Below are 16579 nucleotides of genomic sequence, written 5' to 3' on the forward strand. Positions count from 1 at the left end.
GGCCAAGGCTCCTCGCACCGCTCGCGTGGCGCGGCGCAATGCAAAACGGCGATGCCGAAGCATCGCCGCGAGTTCGGAATGACCCTAGCTTACCGCAGTTGCCCGCGTCGATGGATGACATTCATGTCATCCACTCGGGGAGCGTTCACCGTGTCGTTTTCCGGTCGCCGCGTTGCGTTTCGCCTACAGCTTGCCGTAACTATGCAAACCCGACAGGAACATGTTCACGCCTAGGAAGGCAAAGGTCGTGACGACCAGTCCCGTCAACGCCCACCACGCCGCAGGTGCGCCGCGCAGGCCCTTCATCAGCCGCATATGCAACCAGGCCGCGTAGTTCAGCCAGACGATCAGCGCCCACGTTTCCTTCGGGTCCCAGCTCCAATAGCCGCCCCATGCCTGCGCCGCCCACAAAGCGCCCAGGATCGTCGCAATCGTGAAGAACGTGAAACCGATGGCGATCGATTTGTACATCAGATCGTCCAGCAGATCGAACGATGGCAGGCGATCGGCCAGCACGCCGCGCGCCTTCAGCAGCCATGCCACCGAGACCATCGCGGACAATGCAAACGAGCCATAACCGATGAAGTTCGCCGGCACGTGAATCTTCATCCACCAGCTTTGCAGCGCCGGCACCAGCGGCTGAATCTGGCCCGCGTCACGCGCAACCGAATACCACATCAGAAAACCGACGGCGGCCGAGATCACCAGCAGCACGAACGCACCCAGCGCCCGCGTGTTGTATAACCCTTCGTAGTAGAGGTAGAACAACGACGTGATCAGGCAGAACAGCACGAACACTTCGTACAGGTTCGAGATGGGGATATGTCCGACATCGGTGCCGATCAGGTAAGACTCGTACCACCGCACCATCAGGCCGACAAAACCCGCCAGTACCGCGACCCACAGCATCCGCGACGCAATCGCCGATGACGACGGTGCACGGAACAGCAGGCCCAGCCAGTAGAACACCGTCGAGAGCACCAGCAAGGCGCTCATCCAGAGAATTGCCGATTGGCTCGACAGCAGGTACTTGAGCAGGAACAGTTGGTCCGCATTCGCCAGATTGCCCTGATACAGCTGAATTGCCGACAACGCGAACCCTGCAATCAGCACGACCAGCAATCGGACCGGCTTCCAGAACCACCCGAGCGTGATGACGGCAGGCGTCGCGCACACCAGCACGGCCTTGTCATAGTAGTTCGTGTACGCGTGGAAGCGATAAATCGAAAAGCCCGCGCCCGCGACCAGCAACAGCGCATAGACGATGTCGACCACGCTCAGGCGGCGCCAGAACGCATCCCGCGCAAAGGGGAGCGGCTGGTTCGGATCGTTCAAGGGTGACCCCGACGGGGTACCGGACTGATCGCGCCCGAGCGGTGCGCTCGAACTGGAGGTAGGGTGTGAGGCCATGATCTCTGCGAGGTAGGTCACTTCGTTGTCGTATCGGACGCCGCATCGCTCGCGTCCGAAGGCGTATGCGACGGGGTGTCCGAATCAGGCGTCGCCGCGGGGATTGCCGCATCGTCATGCGCGTCGGGAGCCACGGTCTGGCGCACCGCGTCGCGCATGCGCACGTATTCTTTCTCGAAATCCATCGTCCGCCGCGCGGTCGACATCGCCATCAGCACATGCGTGCGCGTATCGCCGGCCGGACGCAGCCAGATCCAGACACGGCGCTCGCGAACGTAGAACATGGCAAAAATGCCGAGCACCAGCATGAGCGAACCGAGGTACACGATACGCTCGCCCGGCGCCCGTGTCAGTTGGAATACCGACGCCTGCACCTGGTGGAAATTATCCAACTGCAGGAAAACCGGGGCGCCGTAGTAAAAGCTGTCGGAAAGCGCGTTGATCGTGTTCTGGACAAACCGCATGTGCGGCGCGTCGGGTTGCAGCGGCGGTTCGCCTGCCTTTGCGCGGGCGAGTTGCCACAAGTCCCAGACGCTGCCCTCCAGCATCCGCAACAACAGGCCTGCCGCCTTCTCCCGGTCCGGCGCCGGCACGGACCCTTCGATGAAGTTTGCAACGGCCGGAAAGCCGCCGGCTGCCTGTACCGGCTGTCCCGCGAGCGGCGAGCCGTCGGCCTGCACGCCGGCGAACAGGTTCAGCACACGAATCGCACTCTCGCGCAAATTGTCCGCCAGTTGCGCATTGGCGGCGTTGGGCGCGGCGCCGGCTCCCACCGACCGATCGGCGAAAGCACGTGCGGCCGCCCCGCGCAACGCCGGGTCCTGCAGCGCCGCGCGCACCAGCATCCACTGCTTCACCGAACTTTCGTCGTCAGCCGGAATCCGTAGGTATCGGAACGGCGCATCCGGCTGTTCCCGCATGCCGGCGAGGAACATCGGCGCGCCATTGACCAACGTCGGCACCATGTAGTTGTTGAACTCACGGGCTTGTCCGGCACTGTCGCGAATCTTGTACTGGATGGACGGACCTATATTGTGCAGGTTTTCCGACGTCACGCTCTTCGCGCCGGAGCCGAGCCGCTCATCCAGCGCATGCTGGAAACCCGACTGTCGCGCCACGCCGCGCGCATCGGTCTTGCCGCTGCCGTCGGTCAGGTTTTCCACGTTGATGGCGCGGAAGTCCGAGAACTCGATCGTATCGCCGTCGGGCAAGGTTGTCGTGCCGCCGATGGTGCCCTTGTATGGCGCGGCCTTCACGGCGGTGCCTTGCATCGGATAGCCGGTCAGCTCGAGCGTCGTTCCGCCATCCTCGAAGCTCGACTGATAGATCGATACCCCGTCGTAGGTGAACGGCTTGTTCACCTCGACGCGGGCCGGCGTGCGCTTACCGGTCTGGCGATCGATCACGACGATATCGCTGGCGAACAGCTTTGGCATTCCCGTCGAATAGTAATCGACGATGAATTTGTTCAACTGGATCGAAAACGGTAGGTCCTGCAGCAGGATGCCGTCTTTTTCATTCAGAATCGCCGTGGAAACGTATTGACCTTCAGGCACCCACGCATAGCCGCGAAAACTCGGATTTTGCGGCCAGAGGCGGTGTTCGGGACCGATCTGCGCGATGGGCGCATTGGTCACCACCGGCGACTTGCCGAACAGCCAAACCTGCATCCGCACCATCAGGCCGCTGTCGAGCAAGCCGCCGATACAGATGACCACAATAGCCAGGTGGGCCAGGATATAGCCCACGCGCGTGAACGCGCCCCGCTTCGCGGAGATCAGCGTGGCACCGCTGTCGGTGCCCTCCGCTTCGCGCGTCCTCGTCTTGTAACCGGCGCGAACAAGCAACTGCTCGCAGGCATGCACGGCATCGCGCTGGACGGCCGGCGACGCGTATTCGTCGTGATGATGGAAGGCGCGCAGGCTGTTTTCGCGCACCCTGTCCTTCCAATTGCGCGTGTCGGCGATCATCTTCGGCCCGTTGCGCGTGACGCACAGCGAGATCGAGATGATCAGGAACGCCAGAATCAACATGAACCACCAGGCGCTGTACACGTTGTACATGTCCAGCGAACGGAAGATATCGGCCCAGAAAGGACCGAACTGGTTCACATAATTCGGATAAGGATCATTCTGCTTGATCACGGTGCCGATGATGCTGGCAATGGCCAGGATCGTCAGCAACGCGATGGCGAACCGCATCGATGCAAAAAGATCGATGAGGCTACGCCGCGTCCGGTCAAACCGCGAGGAACGGGCGCTGGCTGGGGTGGAACGCATTCAAACTCCGCGAGACAAAATCGGGCGCAACCACGGGGCGTACCCACCGCGTCATGAAGCCGCGAGCGCCTACGCCACGGTTACCAAAAAAAGCGCGTATTCGCACGTCCAGCATGGCTTCGCAAAGCGGGCGTATTGTACAATAAAGTCTGTTTTTCCCTTGATTTGCCAATGGTTAGGGGCGGACGGAATGTCGCGGCAGGGAAACAATGGCGGTCGTCGTGACGGGCTTCGGAACGAGAATGCAATGTAATCGCCCGGTAACGGTCACTCTCCCGACATAATCGAACTGTTTGGCCCTTGGCGAAAGCGCGCAAGACCACGGTACGGGTGCGACAACAAGCCTGCATTTGCCCTGCATCCTTGGTATCGACTGCTTTCAATGCACTGCGCTACGTCGGCATTGTGCAGGGATGGCGACCTGTCGGGCGGTCCACGCACGGTGCCCGCGTCCCTGGTGACGAGGCGGAGGAATGGCCGGCGTATTTCGCACGACGCTTTCGTCATGTGTTCGTCAGGTCCCTGTGCCGATCGGCAATGCCAGCGACGAGCCGCGTTCCGCCAGCAGAACCTCGATTTTCGCTGCCGCGTCAATTTGACGCAGTCATCACGGGTCCGGGTCTTGGTGCCTTCGCCGTTTATCCCTCGAAGTGAAATGGGTATCCAGCGACCATACCGGCAGTCCTTCAGTATCGCTGTTTTTTGTGTTTTCTAACGCGCTTCGGCGCGGAGTCCGTCATGCCGTCGTCGTATCTGCTGCACCAATCGCGCTTCTTCGTCACCGTGAATCATCTCCGGGACCTGCCCCCCACCCCGCAACCCGAGGTCGCGTTCGCGGGTCGCTCGAATGCGGGCAAGTCGAGCGCGATCAACGTGCTTTGCAATCAACGTCGATTGGCGTTCGCAAGTAAGACCCCCGGTCGTACCCAACATATCAACTACTTCGAAGTCGGGCCGCAGGACGAGCGCGCCGGCTTTGTCGTTGATCTGCCAGGGTACGGTTATGCCCAAGTACCGGGTGAAGCCAAGAAACACTGGGAAGCCTTGTTGAGCAGCTACATGCGACTCCGTCCGCAATTGCGCGGCATGGTGCTGGTCATGGACTCGCGACGTCCATGTACCGATCTCGACGTCCAGATGATCGATTGGTTTGCGGTCACCGGCAAGCCGATCCACATGCTGCTGACCAAGGCCGACAAACTGAATCGACAGGAAAGCCAGCAGGCCCTGCGCAAGACGCGCGCGCTGATCGATCGCTATAACGAAGCGAGCGGCGAGGAACAACTGACGGTGCAGCTTTTTTCGATGCTCAAGCGTGTGGGATTGGAGGAAGCACACGCAAAGGTCGAAAGCTGGATCAAACCGCCGGCGCCGGTCGAGGATGGATCAGCGGCCCCCGTTGCCGCTGAATAAGCCTGCCGCCTTGGTGTTGGTCTCAGCTACGTCAGCCGCCTGGGTCGCCGATTGTTCCGCCAAGGCACGGGCCAATGGCGTGTCGGCACCTACCGATGCCGCCGTCGCCCTGTTCGACCCCGCATCGGCTTTTTGCGCGGTTTGCAATACTCGCTGCAGCGTGGCGGCGAAGCGATCCGCCGGCTGATAGCCCATCACCCGTAACGCGGTCAGTTCGCGGCCATGTGCATCGTAAAAGATGACCGCCGGCGGCCCGAACATGCCGAAGTGTTTCATCAACGCCTGATCGTCGGAATTATTCGCCGTCACGTCTGCTTGCAACAATGCAAAAGACTGCAAGGCGGTATGCACCGCGGGCTGCGGAAACACCAGACGCTCCATCTCCACACAGCTCGTGCACCAATCAGCGTGGAAGAACAGCATCGTCGGACGACCGGCTGCGGCCGTGGCGCGTTGCAGTTCTTTTAGAGACCGAACCTTGGCAAAGGGCAATCCCGCCATGTCCGCACTGTCGCCGGCACCAGCGGCCCGCGACGACGTATTACGCGAGACGCTGTCGGCAGCACCCACGGGCATCGCCACACCGGCAAATACAGCCAACGGCCGCATCGGATCGCGGGCCCCCGCCAAAGCCCCAGCGATCAATGCGGCCGCGCAGCCCGCGAATAGCCAACCCAACGCCCGCCCCAACACCCGCCAGGCGATGCAGCCGATGGCCGACGTGCTCGCTGCACCGCCAATGGGCACGACACCCAGGCAACAGGCACCTACCAAGGCGACGAACGCCCACCCCAGCAGTACGAGCGCGGCGGGTAGCACCGGTGCCGTGACCCACACCGCCGCCGCCATCAACAGTACGCCGAACGCGCGCTTGACGCTGTCCATCCACAGGCCCGCGCGGGGTAACAAGGCGCCAGCGCCCAACCCCACCACCAGCAGCGGCACGCCAAGTCCCCAAGCCATCGCAAACAAAGAAACGCCGCCCAGGAACACATTTCCGGTCTGTGCGATGAACGCCAGCACGCCGAACAGCGGCGCCGTCATGCACGCCCCGACGAGCAGGGCCGACAGGGCCCCCATCACCAGGACGCTGAGAACGCGGCCACCCCGCAATCGGCCCGACGCGGCGGACACACGGCTCTGCCAGGCCCCCGGCAACTGCAATTCGAACGCGCCGAGCAAGGAAACGGCGAACACCAGCAGCAACACGCCGAAGGCGCCGAGCACCCAGGGGTTCTGCAACGCCGCATTCAGGCTTGCCCCGGCGAGCGCGGCCGCGATGCCGAACACGGTATAGACAATTGCCATGCCGAGGATGTAGGTCGCCGACAGCGCGAGCCCGCGCCATCGGGTCAGCGCGGCGCCCTCACCGAGGATGATCGACGAGAGGATCGGAATCATCGGCAGGGAACATGGCAGCAGACTCAACGCCGCCCCCAATACAAAAAAGATCGCGATTACCGCTGGCAGGCTACGGCCTTCCAATACATGCATCGCATACGCTTGATCGTAAAGGCTGTCGGTAACCGAGGCAGGTACATCGCCGGCAACCAACGCCGGGTCGGCTGCGGTGTCCGTGATCGCCTCCCCCTCCGCGGCCGGCTTCAGCGCGACACCCGCCACATGCACCTGGTGATGGATCGGCGGATAGCAGACGCCTTTATCCGAGCAGCCCTGCGAGGTCACATCGAGATCGAACGGACCTTGCGCGCTTGTCACCGGCACGGTGATGTGCAGCGTCCCCCGATAGGTCTCGACGTCTTTGTTGAACGTCTGGTCGAACTTGACCATACCGGGAGGAAGTTGCGCCGCGCCCAGGGTGGCCTGGCCGGCAATGACCGTGTACGCGAAACGCTCACGATACAGGTAATAGTCTGGCGCGATCCGATACTGCAATTGGACTGCGCCCGGCACTTCGCTGGATTGGAATCGAAACGCCTCAGACGGATCGAGAAACCCGTCGTCGGCGTAGGCAACAGCAGGCAGCGCGAAAACCAATAACAGCAGCAGTGGCGTTAGCGCAAGACCACCGCGGAAGATCGCTTGCGCGGCACGGTGCAGGCTTTGGCGCAGACGCACGCGCCAGCGTGCCGTGCGGATGGTTGTACCGAGTACGGGCACACGGTCCAAAAGAAGAAAACACCGGGCACCGCGCTTGTCGGCATGCGGCGGCCGTCGGTACAAAAACACGGGCATTCTCGAGATCGCCATCAAAAAGCAGATTGTAACGGCTGGGCACCGCCGCCAAGATGAAACGTGCCTCCACATCAAGACCAATGGCGCACCACGCAACGTCATGCGACCCGCCATAAAACATCCGCGCGCGCATGAAGGCCAGGGGTGCCCGACGATTCTACCCGCTTCACGTCATCGACTTCGCTTTGGCCACGGAACGCTTTCACTTGTGTCGTCACTGAATCAGCGAAGTGACTTGGTGATGCATGCATACCAGCATTGCACCGCACATTCGATCGCAATCAGTAAGCGATCGCTTTATACCGTTCTAGCCATCGACCATGAGCCTTGCCCGAAACCTGATGCATCAACTGGCCACCGCGACCTCGATGACACCGCCAGACCCGGCGATGACGACGTGGGATCTCGCGATAGAGGATCGATCCATCACGCTGGAGGATGGCGGCGCCGTGTTGATATTGAGCACTCCGCTGGGAACAGCGTTACGCGCCCATCCCGCGCCATTTTGGCAGCACCTGCTGGCATTGAACACCACCTTGGTCGTAGCGGATGGCGGTGCAATCACGATTGATCGGCCCGGTCATACGATATCACTGACGCAGGTGTGGCCCGCTTCGCAGTACGCGTCGCGCAACCTGCCCGACTGCCTTGGTACCTTCATCGCGCAGGCCCGCCGCCTGGTCGACACGCTGAACCGGACGCTCCCGCTTGACACTTCTTCCGAAGATGGGGAGCCGGAGTCAGGTGGCGCGGCGACTTCGACGAAGGAGCCTGTTTTCGTCTGAGCGTGTGGATGCCGCCATCATTGATGAGTGCGGCATGTGATCAAGGACCGTGTGAGAGACGCGCTATGGCGGAAATGTCTGTATCGCCGGACGGTATTGCCATCGGCGTGGATGCGCATTGGGACCTCCGCGGCATCACCGACATCGGCAAACTTGCCGAATCGGCGCGTCGGACGGATCTGATCGAGCAGGGTTTTTCGCCGCTGTGGCGCAGTGCTGTCGCCATCCTGTCGACATTGCCGCTGATTGGCGGCAGCGAGCACGTCAAGCAAGCGGCAGCAGACATCGCGTTCAGTGACACGGCCCGCGCCGCGCACTTCGACGCATTTGTCGACGCGCTGCAGTCGCAGTACGGCGAAGCCGTTACCAACGAAGCGATTGCGCCGGGATGGCCGCCCGATTGCTGAAAGCCGGTGGCGCGGAAGCTTTCGTGCCGATCCCCGCGACATGGATCTATGTGGACGCGGACACGATGCAGCGGTATTCGCTCGACTTGATACGCGAAGTTACCGCATTGAATGTCAAGGCAGACGCGGTGGATCAGACAATCCAAACATTCGCCTCACCCGGTCGTCCGATGAGCAAGCTGGAAGCCACAAATCCACATGCGACGCGCGTCGCCTTTGCACAGGACGCGATAGCAAGGCTTCCGGCAGCAACACGTGAATCGATGCGAACGTTGCGCACTGCATTGGAAGCGTGCAAAACCCCGCCCAACGACTACGAAAGCGCAATGCGGCAGATGAAAGCGCTGGTCGGCGGTTTGCACGAACACGTCCCCGGCCCATTCGGTTCAGCGATCAATGTGGCATTGGGCGCGGCAAACACGTTGTATAGCGAGATCCGTGACGCTGCCCACGAGGATAGCGAACTACTGGTCAAGCAGAAGCAGCCCAGTTGAAACCCGACCTTTTTGAAAATCGACATGCCAACCGCAAACGACCTCCTGACCACGCTGGCGCAGCAAGCCGGCCTTCCTTTGACGTTCGACGCGAACGGTTGGTGCATGTTCGAGATCGACGGACTCTGGGTCGCCCTTCATCGCACCCCGTCCCATTTGATCATGCACGGCATGATCGGCGCTTATCCCGATCGCCTCGACGATGCCACTTTCTGGCGCGACGCGCTGTTCCGCAATACCGCAACACTGAAAACCGCTGGCGCGGCGATTTCGATGCACGACGGACGGACGTTGATCCTCACCCGTCCGGTGGCAAACGACCTACCGGACATCAATTCGATCGGTGCCCTTTCAGTGACGTTCGTCGATACATTGCGCGGACTGGCCGCGGCGCTCCCGATGGCCGATACGACCCCGCTGCCAAGCGCGGCGAGCGATGGCGGCATGCTACCCATGTTCGGCGGTCCTTACATGGCGGTGTAACCGACAGGAGGGTGGCCTTGGCCGCCATGATCATCGCGGCCCACGCGATTGAACCGTCCTCGCCGGTCAGGCGGGCCGCCTGAGCTTACTGTACTTTCAGGAACCGCCATGCCATTTAATTCTTCATTACCGGGAACCACCGTCGCGGACTTGAAGGCCGATTGGGGAGCCGTCACGGATGTTCGCCCGTTCGCCGAAGCCGAACGGAAATCGAACCTGATCGAGCATGGGTTTTCACCGCTATGGCGTGGTGTGGTGCGGGTGCTGAGCAATTTGCCGATCATCGGCAACACCGATGCCGTCAAACAAGCCGCAGCTGACATTACATTCAGTGATACGGCACGCGCCGAGCGCTTCGACGCCTTCGTCGGTGCACTTCGCTCCCAATACGGCGAAGCAGTCAGCCACGAGGCGATCGCCCTGACGTCGCTGTCACCGGCGAATTACCTGTCACTGTCAAAGATGCGGGAAGTCCGCGACGTCGCGCAGATGCGCGAAAGTCTGACGCATAACCAGCAATTCTCGAATCGGGTGGAAGTGAAGGTATGGCCGTGGGAGAACATGAGTCGCGTCGGGCATGTCGCGTTGATGCTGCGGCATGAAAAAACGGAAGGCGGGGAGATCACGCGGGCTGACGGAGAAGCGGAGACCTACGCCAGTTGGTGGCCCGGAGCCGAGGAAGAGAGAGAGGGCGAGCAGGTCAAGGAAGGCGAACTGCAGGAAAAGATCACTTCCTTGACGCGCGCGCCGCGACTTGGGGTACCGACGACATTTCGAGAGAACAAAATCCTTGAACTCTCGGCACGCGCGCAGCGGGGGCTGATGAGCGGGAAATTCCAACCCAAGGAGGGGCAGGTGCTATTGCCGGCCGAAAAGGGCGAAGAAGCTCAATGGGGCATGGAACCCGAATTCTCGATTGCCATGCCGATGGCCGGATATAACGAACGCCCTGTCGCTGTCGGCACGGGGGAAAAGGAACAGACAACCGCGCCCGCCCTTACGACCTTCGGCCTCAATGGACCGCAGATTAAAAACTATTGGGAGAAAGACGTTCTAGGCGACGAAAGCGCGCAATTCGCGCTCGTCAGCGCCGACAGCAATTGCTCCGGGATGGCGGCGCGACTGCTGAAGGCAGGTGGTGCAGGCGCTTTTGTTCCGGTCCCTACTGCGCAGATCTTTCTAGACCCGAATACGATGCATCGCTATTCGGTCGAACTCATGCGCGAGGTTACCGCTCTGAACGCCAAGGCCGACGCGGTGGACCGTGCCATCGGCGCGTTGCCGAAAACCGTTGGCCAGGAAGGGGCGGCGGCCGCGCCTATTTCCCAGGCCGAGCGCGTGACCCTTGCGCAAGCGGCGATAGCCGCCCTTCATCCGTCCGCACGCGCGTCGATGCAGACGTTAAGCAATGTCTTGAATGCCTGCCAGACAGAAGCTGCGGATTACGAAGGGATGATGCAACAGATGAAGGCGCTTGTTGGTGGGCTGCATGATCATGTCAACGGTCCGTTCGGATCGGATATCAATAAGGCCTTAAGAGCAGCATACGAATTGTACGACACGATACGTGGCGCAGCGCACAAGGCTAGCTATCTGCATGACACGATGGAGTCCGATATCGCGTCCGATTTTTTTGATGATTGATCACGCACGCTAAATACGACGCCCGCCCCTTCTCATTGACTGGGCGGCCCGCTCGGGCGTGAAGCATTATCTGGAACGGTCATGACACACATACCTTTAGCGCCCGATGGCGCTGTTGCGGACTTGCAGGCCGGTTGGGAAGCCGTCACGGACGTGCGCCCTTTCGCAGAAGCGGAACGGCAGTCGAACCTCATCGAGCATGGCTTTTCACCGTTATGGCGTGGCGTAGTACGTCTTCTGAGCAGCCTGCCGATCATTGGCAACACGAATCCCGTCAAACAAGCTGCGGCGGATATCACGTTTAGTGATACGGCACGCGCGGAGCGCTTCGAGGCGTTCGTCGGCGCCTTGCGGTCCCAATACAGTGCGGAGATTACCGATGAGGTGGTTGCCCTGACGGCGCTGTCGCCGGCGAACTATCTATCCCTGTCGAAGATGCGCGAAGCCCGGGACGTGGCGCTCATGCGGGAATGCCTTACCCATAACCAGCAATTCACGAATCGTATAGAGGTAAAGGTGTGGAACTGGGAAAACATGCGCCGCGTCGGCCACGTAGCGCTGCTGATGCGGCATGAGCTGACAGATGGCGGCGATACAAAATTAACGGGCCCGGATGCAGAGACATACGCCAGTTGGTGGCCCGGCGGAGATTTCGACGCGTCGCCCGACGAGGGGCAAGTGTCCGGCCTCGAAGCGAAAATATCCGATCGATTGGAGTTTGACATTCAAACGCAACGCGGGTTCGCTGGCTCATACAAATCCGATATGTACAGCGAAATGTCCCAACGCGCTCGAGAAGGACTCGAATCAGGACGATTTGCGCCATTGCCGGGTCAAGTTCCCATCAATATCTATCAGGGGGGAGAGGATGAAGCGCCTAACGTGAGCTGGGGAAAAGAACCCGACGCGTCTATCGCCATGCCGATGGCAGGCTACAACGAAAGACCACATCCAGGAGGGACCGGAACGGATGCCAACGGGGTCGTCGTTCCAACCCTGACCACTTTCGGCCTCAGTGTCGACGCCATCAAGACATACTGGGAAACGGAGGCGATTGGGAATGATGCGGCGCAGTTCAAGCTCGTCAGCACGGACCGGAACTGCTCGGGCATGGCGGCGCGGTTATTGAAGGCCGGCGGCGCGCATGCGTTTCTGCCAGTTCCCGAAGCGGTGCTCTTCCTGGATCCGAATACAATGCGTCGCTACACAACGGACTTGATGACGGAGGTCACCGCATTGAATGCAAAAGCGGATACCGTCGACGCCTCATTCGGCAGGCTGTTCACCGAGGATGAAGGGGCAGATGAAAGCGGTGTGACGCCCTCCTATTCAGTCCGCCTGGCACGTGCCCAAGAGGCAATCGCTTCACTGCCACGGGCGACACAAGCGTCCATGCAGGCATTAAACAATGCCTTGAATGAATGTAAGACGGAAGCGGGCGACTACGAAGGGATGATGCGACAAATGAAGGCGATGGTGGGCGGCCTGCACAACCACGTCAACGGCCCGTTCGGATCGGATATCAATAAGGCGCTAAGGTCTGCATACGAATTGTACAGTGCGATCCGTGGCGCAGCCCACGAGGCTGGCTACCTGCGCGAGGCGAGTGACTCCGATATCCCGTCGGATTTTTTTGATAATTGATCATGCGTATTGAATACGTTTCTTCCAAACACCGAGTCGATCACCCCCTTCGAATGACGTCCAAGGATACTTCGGGCGCGTTGGCGGCAGCGCTCCCGATGGCTAATACCAATTCGCCGCCAAGCGGGCCAAGCCAGTGGCGGCATGCCTCCCTAGTTTGACTGCAGTCGCATGGCCGTGTAACGGATAAGCGACCGTCCTTACCGCATCGATTGCCTAGACCGCAACGGCGGCGCTTTCATAGACCCGGCATGCAATCAAAGACTTACTACACTTTTAGGAAAAATCATGACAAACGATTCTTTATCACAGGGAGGTCTATTAACAGACTTCCAATCCGACGCGACAACCGTCACGGACATCCGCCCATTCGCGGAAGCCGAACGACGATCGAACCTCGTCGAGTATGGCGTCTCCCCGTTTTGGCGTGGCATGGTACGCATTTTAAGCAACCTGCCGATCATCGGAAACACGAACGTCGTCAAACAGGCGGCGGCGGATATCACATTTAGTGATACGACGCGCGCGGAGCGCTTCGAGGCATTTGTGGGTGCCTTGCGTTCCCAATACGGGGCGGAAATTACCGACAAGGTCGTGGCGATAACAGCGCTTTCGCCGACAAACTATCTGTCCTTGTCGAAGATGCGCGAAGCACGGGACGTGGCGGCCATGCGCCAAGGGGTTACGCATAACCAGCGGTTCCAGAATCGCGTCGAAGTCAAGGTATGGAACTGGGAAAACATGAATCGCGTCGGACACGTATCGCTGCTCCTGCGGCATCCGATCGCCAATCACGGTCGAACCGTATTGAAAGGTGACAAGGCCGAGACCTATGCCAGTTGGTGGCCCGGCAACGAATTGCCCACCTCAACCGACAATAGTCTCGTCGACAATGTAGTAGATAAAATCGTCCATAGATTGGCGTTTACGGGTACGGCACTCGGCCGTACCAGCGACTACGCGAACGACGTCTACGCGGAGATGTCCGAGCGCACGCGAGAAGGTTTGGAAGAGGGGCGGCTGCAGCCATTGCCGGGTCAAGTGCCGATGAATTACATCGATGACAGCACCAATTTACCAACGACAACCTGGGGCATGGAACCGAATGCATCGATTGCAATGCCGATGGCGGGATACAACGAAAAACCGTATGTCGATGCCGCCGGCAAGGAAGAAAATTACATGGAGTTCACGTGGACCCCGTTCGGTCTTGATGGCGGCGCCATCAAGACCTATTGGGAAACCGAGATAAAAGGAAACAAATCGGCGCAGTTCAAGATTTTCAGCACGGACTGGAACTGCTCGGGCGTGTCAGCGCGCCTGTTGAAGGCGGGCGGTGCGGAAGCGTTTCTGCCGGTTCCCGAGACGACGCTCTTAATGGACCCGAATACGATGCGTCGCTACGCGACAGATCTGATGACCGAAGTCACTGCGCTCAATGCCAAGTCGGAGGCCATCGACGCCATGTTCAGCAAGTTATTCGTCTTGGAGATGGAGGCAGACGAGAATGGCGCACCACCCACCTTTTCGGTCCGCTTCAAGCGCGTGCAGGACGCTATCGCGTTATTGCCACCAGCGACAAAAGCAACGATGCAGACTTTAAGCGATGCGGTGGCGGCCTGCGATCCGGTCGCGCACGATCATGCAGGAATGATGCGCCAGTTGAAGGGATTGGTTAACGGATTACACCCACACATCAAGGGCCCGTTTGGTACACATATCAACCTCGTGCTGGTGTCGGCGTGCCATCTTCTCAACGCAATACGCGTTGAAGCGTTTGCCGACAAAACACATAACGGCCACAACGCAGTCGGTTCGGAGCAAGCCGACGTCGAATAACGCAACACCCGGAGCCAAAAAGGATGCGAAAAAAAACCGCCTCATGAACTGCACCCCAAAAGTTGGACACGCGTCCAACGATTTGGGGTGTTTTTTCATGAGCAGACATAGTGCGCAGTTCAAGCGCTCCGTTGTGAAGGATTTGCTCTCAGGCAAAGGCGGCAGTAGCCGGGATGTCGCGTATCGACACGGCATCGATCACGGCACGGTACGCAAATGGGCGGCTGCCTGGCAGGAGCGCGGCGAAGACGCGTTCAGGAAGAAATACAGTCACTATGACGCGCGCTTCAAGCTGAAAGTGCTGAGGGCCATGCTGTCGAAGGATCTGTCCGGCCGGCAGGCGGCCGCATTATTCGATATCCGCAATCCGGCCGTGATCGGCATCTGGAAACGCCAGTATGATTCGGGAGGTATCGAGGCGCTGCAGCCTCGCCCGCGAGGACGACCCGTGAAGCAACCCAAGTCATCTGTGCCGTCCGATTCGACGAAATCCGACGTATCGCGCACGAAAGAAGAGCTCCTCGAAGAGCTGAACTATCTGCGTATGGAGAACGCGTACCTAAAAAAACTGGATGCCTTGATCCGCTCGGAACGCCTCGAAGCGCCGCGCAAAAAGCGCAAATAGTGGCCGGATTAAGGCATCGGTTTCCAGTTCAGGGGCTGCTGAAGTTGGCGGGCCTGGCGCGCAGCACTTTCTACTATCACTGCAAGGCCTCGCTGGCAGCGGACAGGCACGCGCCACTCAAGGCGCGCATCCGTTCGTTATTCGAGCAGCACAAGGGACGCTATGGCTATCGGCGCATCACCAGCGCGATCCGGCGTCTGGGTATCGTTGTCAATCACAAGACGGTCCAGCGGCTGATGCAGTCCATGAAGCTGAAGTGTCTGGTGCGCCCGAAGAAGTACCGCGCCTTCCGGGGCACGGTGGGACGGATTGCACCGAACGTGCTGCAAAGGCAGTTTGATGCCGATGCGCCGAACCGCAAGTGGGTCACCGATATCACCGAGTTCCGGGTGGGGGAGAGCAAGCTTTATCTCTCACCGGTTCTGGATCTGTACAACGGTGAAATTGTGGCCTACGAGACGGCTACGCGCCCGGCATTCGCAATGGTCGCGGGCATGATCAGAAAGGCAATGAGGAAGTTGAAGCACGACGATCGGCCGGTGGTCCACTCCGATCAGGGCTGGCACTATCAGATGAGTGCCTACCAGACACTGCTAGCCCGGCGCGGTCTTACACAGAGCATGTCGCGCAAGGGCAACTGCCACGATAACGCGACGATGGAGAGCTTCTTCGGTACGTTGAAGTCAGAATTCTTTTATCTGAATCGCTTCGAAAGCATTGAGGCGCTGCAGGCCGGCATCAAGGAATACATTCACTACTACAATCACCACCGCATCAAGCTCAAGCTGAAAGGGCTGAGTCCTGTGATGTACAGAACCCAGCCCTTAACGGCCTAGCCAAAAACTGTCCAACTTTGCGGGGTCAGTTCATCAAAGGGCGGTTTTTTTCTTCCAACACGGTCTACCACGATTCGCGCAGACCGACTGAGAACCAACGTCGGCGCTTACTCGGCGTCGCTCGTGTCTTCCACTGCTTCCGTGACTTCCGGGCGATCCATCAATTGGATCAGCGCCATCGGTGCATTGTCGCCGTGACGGAAACCGAACTTCAGGATGCTCAGATAGCCGCCCGGGCGGTTCGCGTAACGCGGGCCCAGCACGGTGAACAGCTTCGTGACCGAATCACGGTCGCGCAGGCGATTGAACGCCAGACGACGGTTTGCCAACGTATCGGTCTTGCCCAGCGTGATCAGCGGCTCCACGACACGGCGCACTTCCTTTGCCTTCGGAACCGTGGTCTTGATTGCTTCGTGATGAATGATCGAATTCGACATATTGCGCAGCATTGCCAGGCGGTGAGCGCTGGTACGGTTCAGCTTACGCAGTCCACTACGGTGACGCATGATGATTTTCCTTGAATT

13 protein-coding genes are annotated in these 16579 nt (G+C 59.8%); 9 read left to right on the forward strand and 4 right to left on the reverse strand.

Annotated elements, in window-relative coordinates; translation table 11 throughout:
• Window positions 1-183 precede the first annotated feature (183 nt).
• Entirely contained in the window at window positions 184-1410 is a 1227-nt protein-coding gene (ccsB, locus tag SJQ66_RS28295) for a c-type cytochrome biogenesis protein CcsB (RefSeq protein ID WP_036007533.1), read from the reverse strand.
• Window positions 1411-1427: 17 nt separating this feature from the next.
• A complete protein-coding gene (locus tag SJQ66_RS28300; RefSeq protein ID WP_024901971.1) occupies window positions 1428-3689 on the reverse strand; it encodes a cytochrome c biogenesis protein ResB in 2262 nt (753 codons plus the stop codon).
• Window positions 3690-4427: 738 nt separating this feature from the next.
• On the opposite strand from SJQ66_RS28300, the gene yihA reads away from it, so the two are divergent.
• Complete coding sequence (yihA, locus tag SJQ66_RS28305; RefSeq protein ID WP_036007457.1) at window positions 4428-5102, forward strand: ribosome biogenesis GTP-binding protein YihA/YsxC; 675 nt, start codon at window positions 4428-4430, stop codon at window positions 5100-5102.
• On the opposite strand, the gene dsbD is transcribed toward yihA, so the two are convergent.
• Window positions 5076-7298, reverse strand: a complete 2223-nt coding sequence (gene dsbD, locus SJQ66_RS28310) for a protein-disulfide reductase DsbD (RefSeq protein WP_320534831.1) — start codon at window positions 7296-7298, stop codon at window positions 5076-5078. The genes yihA and dsbD overlap by 27 nt on opposite strands.
• Window positions 7299-7618: 320 nt before the next feature.
• Here dsbD and SJQ66_RS28315 point away from each other — a divergent pair, with 320 nt between their 5' ends.
• From SJQ66_RS28315 to SJQ66_RS28350, 8 genes are all read left to right on the forward strand, one after another.
• Window positions 7619-8083, forward strand: coding sequence for a type III secretion system chaperone (locus tag SJQ66_RS28315; RefSeq protein WP_024901975.1), 465 nt, complete (start codon window positions 7619-7621; stop codon window positions 8081-8083).
• Window positions 8084-8148: 65 nt separating this feature from the next.
• A complete protein-coding gene (locus tag SJQ66_RS28320; protein ID WP_024901976.1) occupies window positions 8149-8490 on the forward strand; it encodes a hypothetical protein in 342 nt (113 codons plus the stop codon).
• Window positions 8472-8984, forward strand: coding sequence for a hypothetical protein (locus SJQ66_RS28325; protein WP_024901977.1), 513 nt, complete (start codon window positions 8472-8474; stop codon window positions 8982-8984). Before SJQ66_RS28320 ends, SJQ66_RS28325 begins: the two co-directional genes overlap by 19 nt.
• 24 nt (window positions 8985-9008) lie before the next feature.
• Window positions 9009-9467 (forward strand): type III secretion system chaperone, encoded by a 459-nt coding sequence (locus SJQ66_RS28330; protein ID WP_024901978.1) that lies wholly within the window; start codon window positions 9009-9011, stop codon window positions 9465-9467.
• A gap of 108 nt (window positions 9468-9575) precedes the next feature.
• On the forward strand, window positions 9576-11111 hold the full coding sequence (locus tag SJQ66_RS28335) for a hypothetical protein (RefSeq protein WP_046153589.1): 1536 nt from the start codon (window positions 9576-9578) through the stop codon (window positions 11109-11111).
• Between the two features lie 81 nt (window positions 11112-11192).
• Window positions 11193-12755 carry a hypothetical protein gene (locus SJQ66_RS28340; protein ID WP_320534832.1) on the forward strand — a complete coding sequence of 521 codons (1563 nt, stop codon included), beginning with the start codon at window positions 11193-11195 and terminating at the stop codon, window positions 12753-12755.
• 288 nt (window positions 12756-13043) lie between these two features.
• Window positions 13044-14594, forward strand: a complete 1551-nt coding sequence (locus tag SJQ66_RS28345) for a hypothetical protein (protein WP_046153588.1) — start codon at window positions 13044-13046, stop codon at window positions 14592-14594.
• Window positions 14595-14691: 97 nt separating this feature from the next.
• Window positions 14692-16055 (forward strand): IS3 family transposase gene (locus SJQ66_RS28350; RefSeq protein ID WP_407691505.1). Its coding sequence is split into 2 segments (ribosomal slippage): window positions 14692-15166 and window positions 15166-16055, totalling 1365 coding nucleotides; the frame shifts between segments, so codons are not numbered across the junction.
• Window positions 16056-16162: 107 nt separating this feature from the next.
• Here SJQ66_RS28350 and rplQ read toward each other — a convergent pair.
• Window positions 16163-16561, reverse strand: coding sequence for a 50S ribosomal protein L17 (gene rplQ, locus SJQ66_RS28355; RefSeq protein ID WP_024901982.1), 399 nt, complete (start codon window positions 16559-16561; stop codon window positions 16163-16165).
• Between the last annotated feature and the right edge of the window lie 18 nt (window positions 16562-16579).

This window comes from Robbsia andropogonis, assembly GCF_034047095.1.
Taxonomy (GTDB): domain Bacteria; phylum Pseudomonadota; class Gammaproteobacteria; order Burkholderiales; family Burkholderiaceae; genus Robbsia; species Robbsia andropogonis.

Coding starts and splice junctions, on each gene's coding strand:
- SJQ66_RS28335 (WP_046153589.1), top strand. CDS start 9,576: ATGCCATTTAATTCTTCATTACCGGGAACCACCGTCGCGGACTTGAAG.
- dsbD (WP_320534831.1), bottom strand. CDS start 7,298: ATGCCCGTGTTTTTGTACCGACGGCCGCCGCATGCCGACAAGCGCGGT.
- SJQ66_RS28320 (WP_024901976.1), top strand. CDS start 8,149: ATGGCGGAAATGTCTGTATCGCCGGACGGTATTGCCATCGGCGTGGAT.
- SJQ66_RS28325 (WP_024901977.1), top strand. CDS start 8,472: ATGGCCGCCCGATTGCTGAAAGCCGGTGGCGCGGAAGCTTTCGTGCCG.
- SJQ66_RS28340 (WP_320534832.1), top strand. CDS start 11,193: ATGACACACATACCTTTAGCGCCCGATGGCGCTGTTGCGGACTTGCAG.
- SJQ66_RS28345 (WP_046153588.1), top strand. CDS start 13,044: ATGACAAACGATTCTTTATCACAGGGAGGTCTATTAACAGACTTCCAA.
- rplQ (WP_024901982.1), bottom strand. CDS start 16,561: ATGCGTCACCGTAGTGGACTGCGTAAGCTGAACCGTACCAGCGCTCAC.
- yihA (WP_036007457.1), top strand. CDS start 4,428: ATGCCGTCGTCGTATCTGCTGCACCAATCGCGCTTCTTCGTCACCGTG.
- SJQ66_RS28330 (WP_024901978.1), top strand. CDS start 9,009: ATGCCAACCGCAAACGACCTCCTGACCACGCTGGCGCAGCAAGCCGGC.
- ccsB (WP_036007533.1), bottom strand. CDS start 1,410: ATGGCCTCACACCCTACCTCCAGTTCGAGCGCACCGCTCGGGCGCGAT.
- SJQ66_RS28300 (WP_024901971.1), bottom strand. CDS start 3,689: ATGCGTTCCACCCCAGCCAGCGCCCGTTCCTCGCGGTTTGACCGGACG.
- SJQ66_RS28315 (WP_024901975.1), top strand. CDS start 7,619: ATGAGCCTTGCCCGAAACCTGATGCATCAACTGGCCACCGCGACCTCG.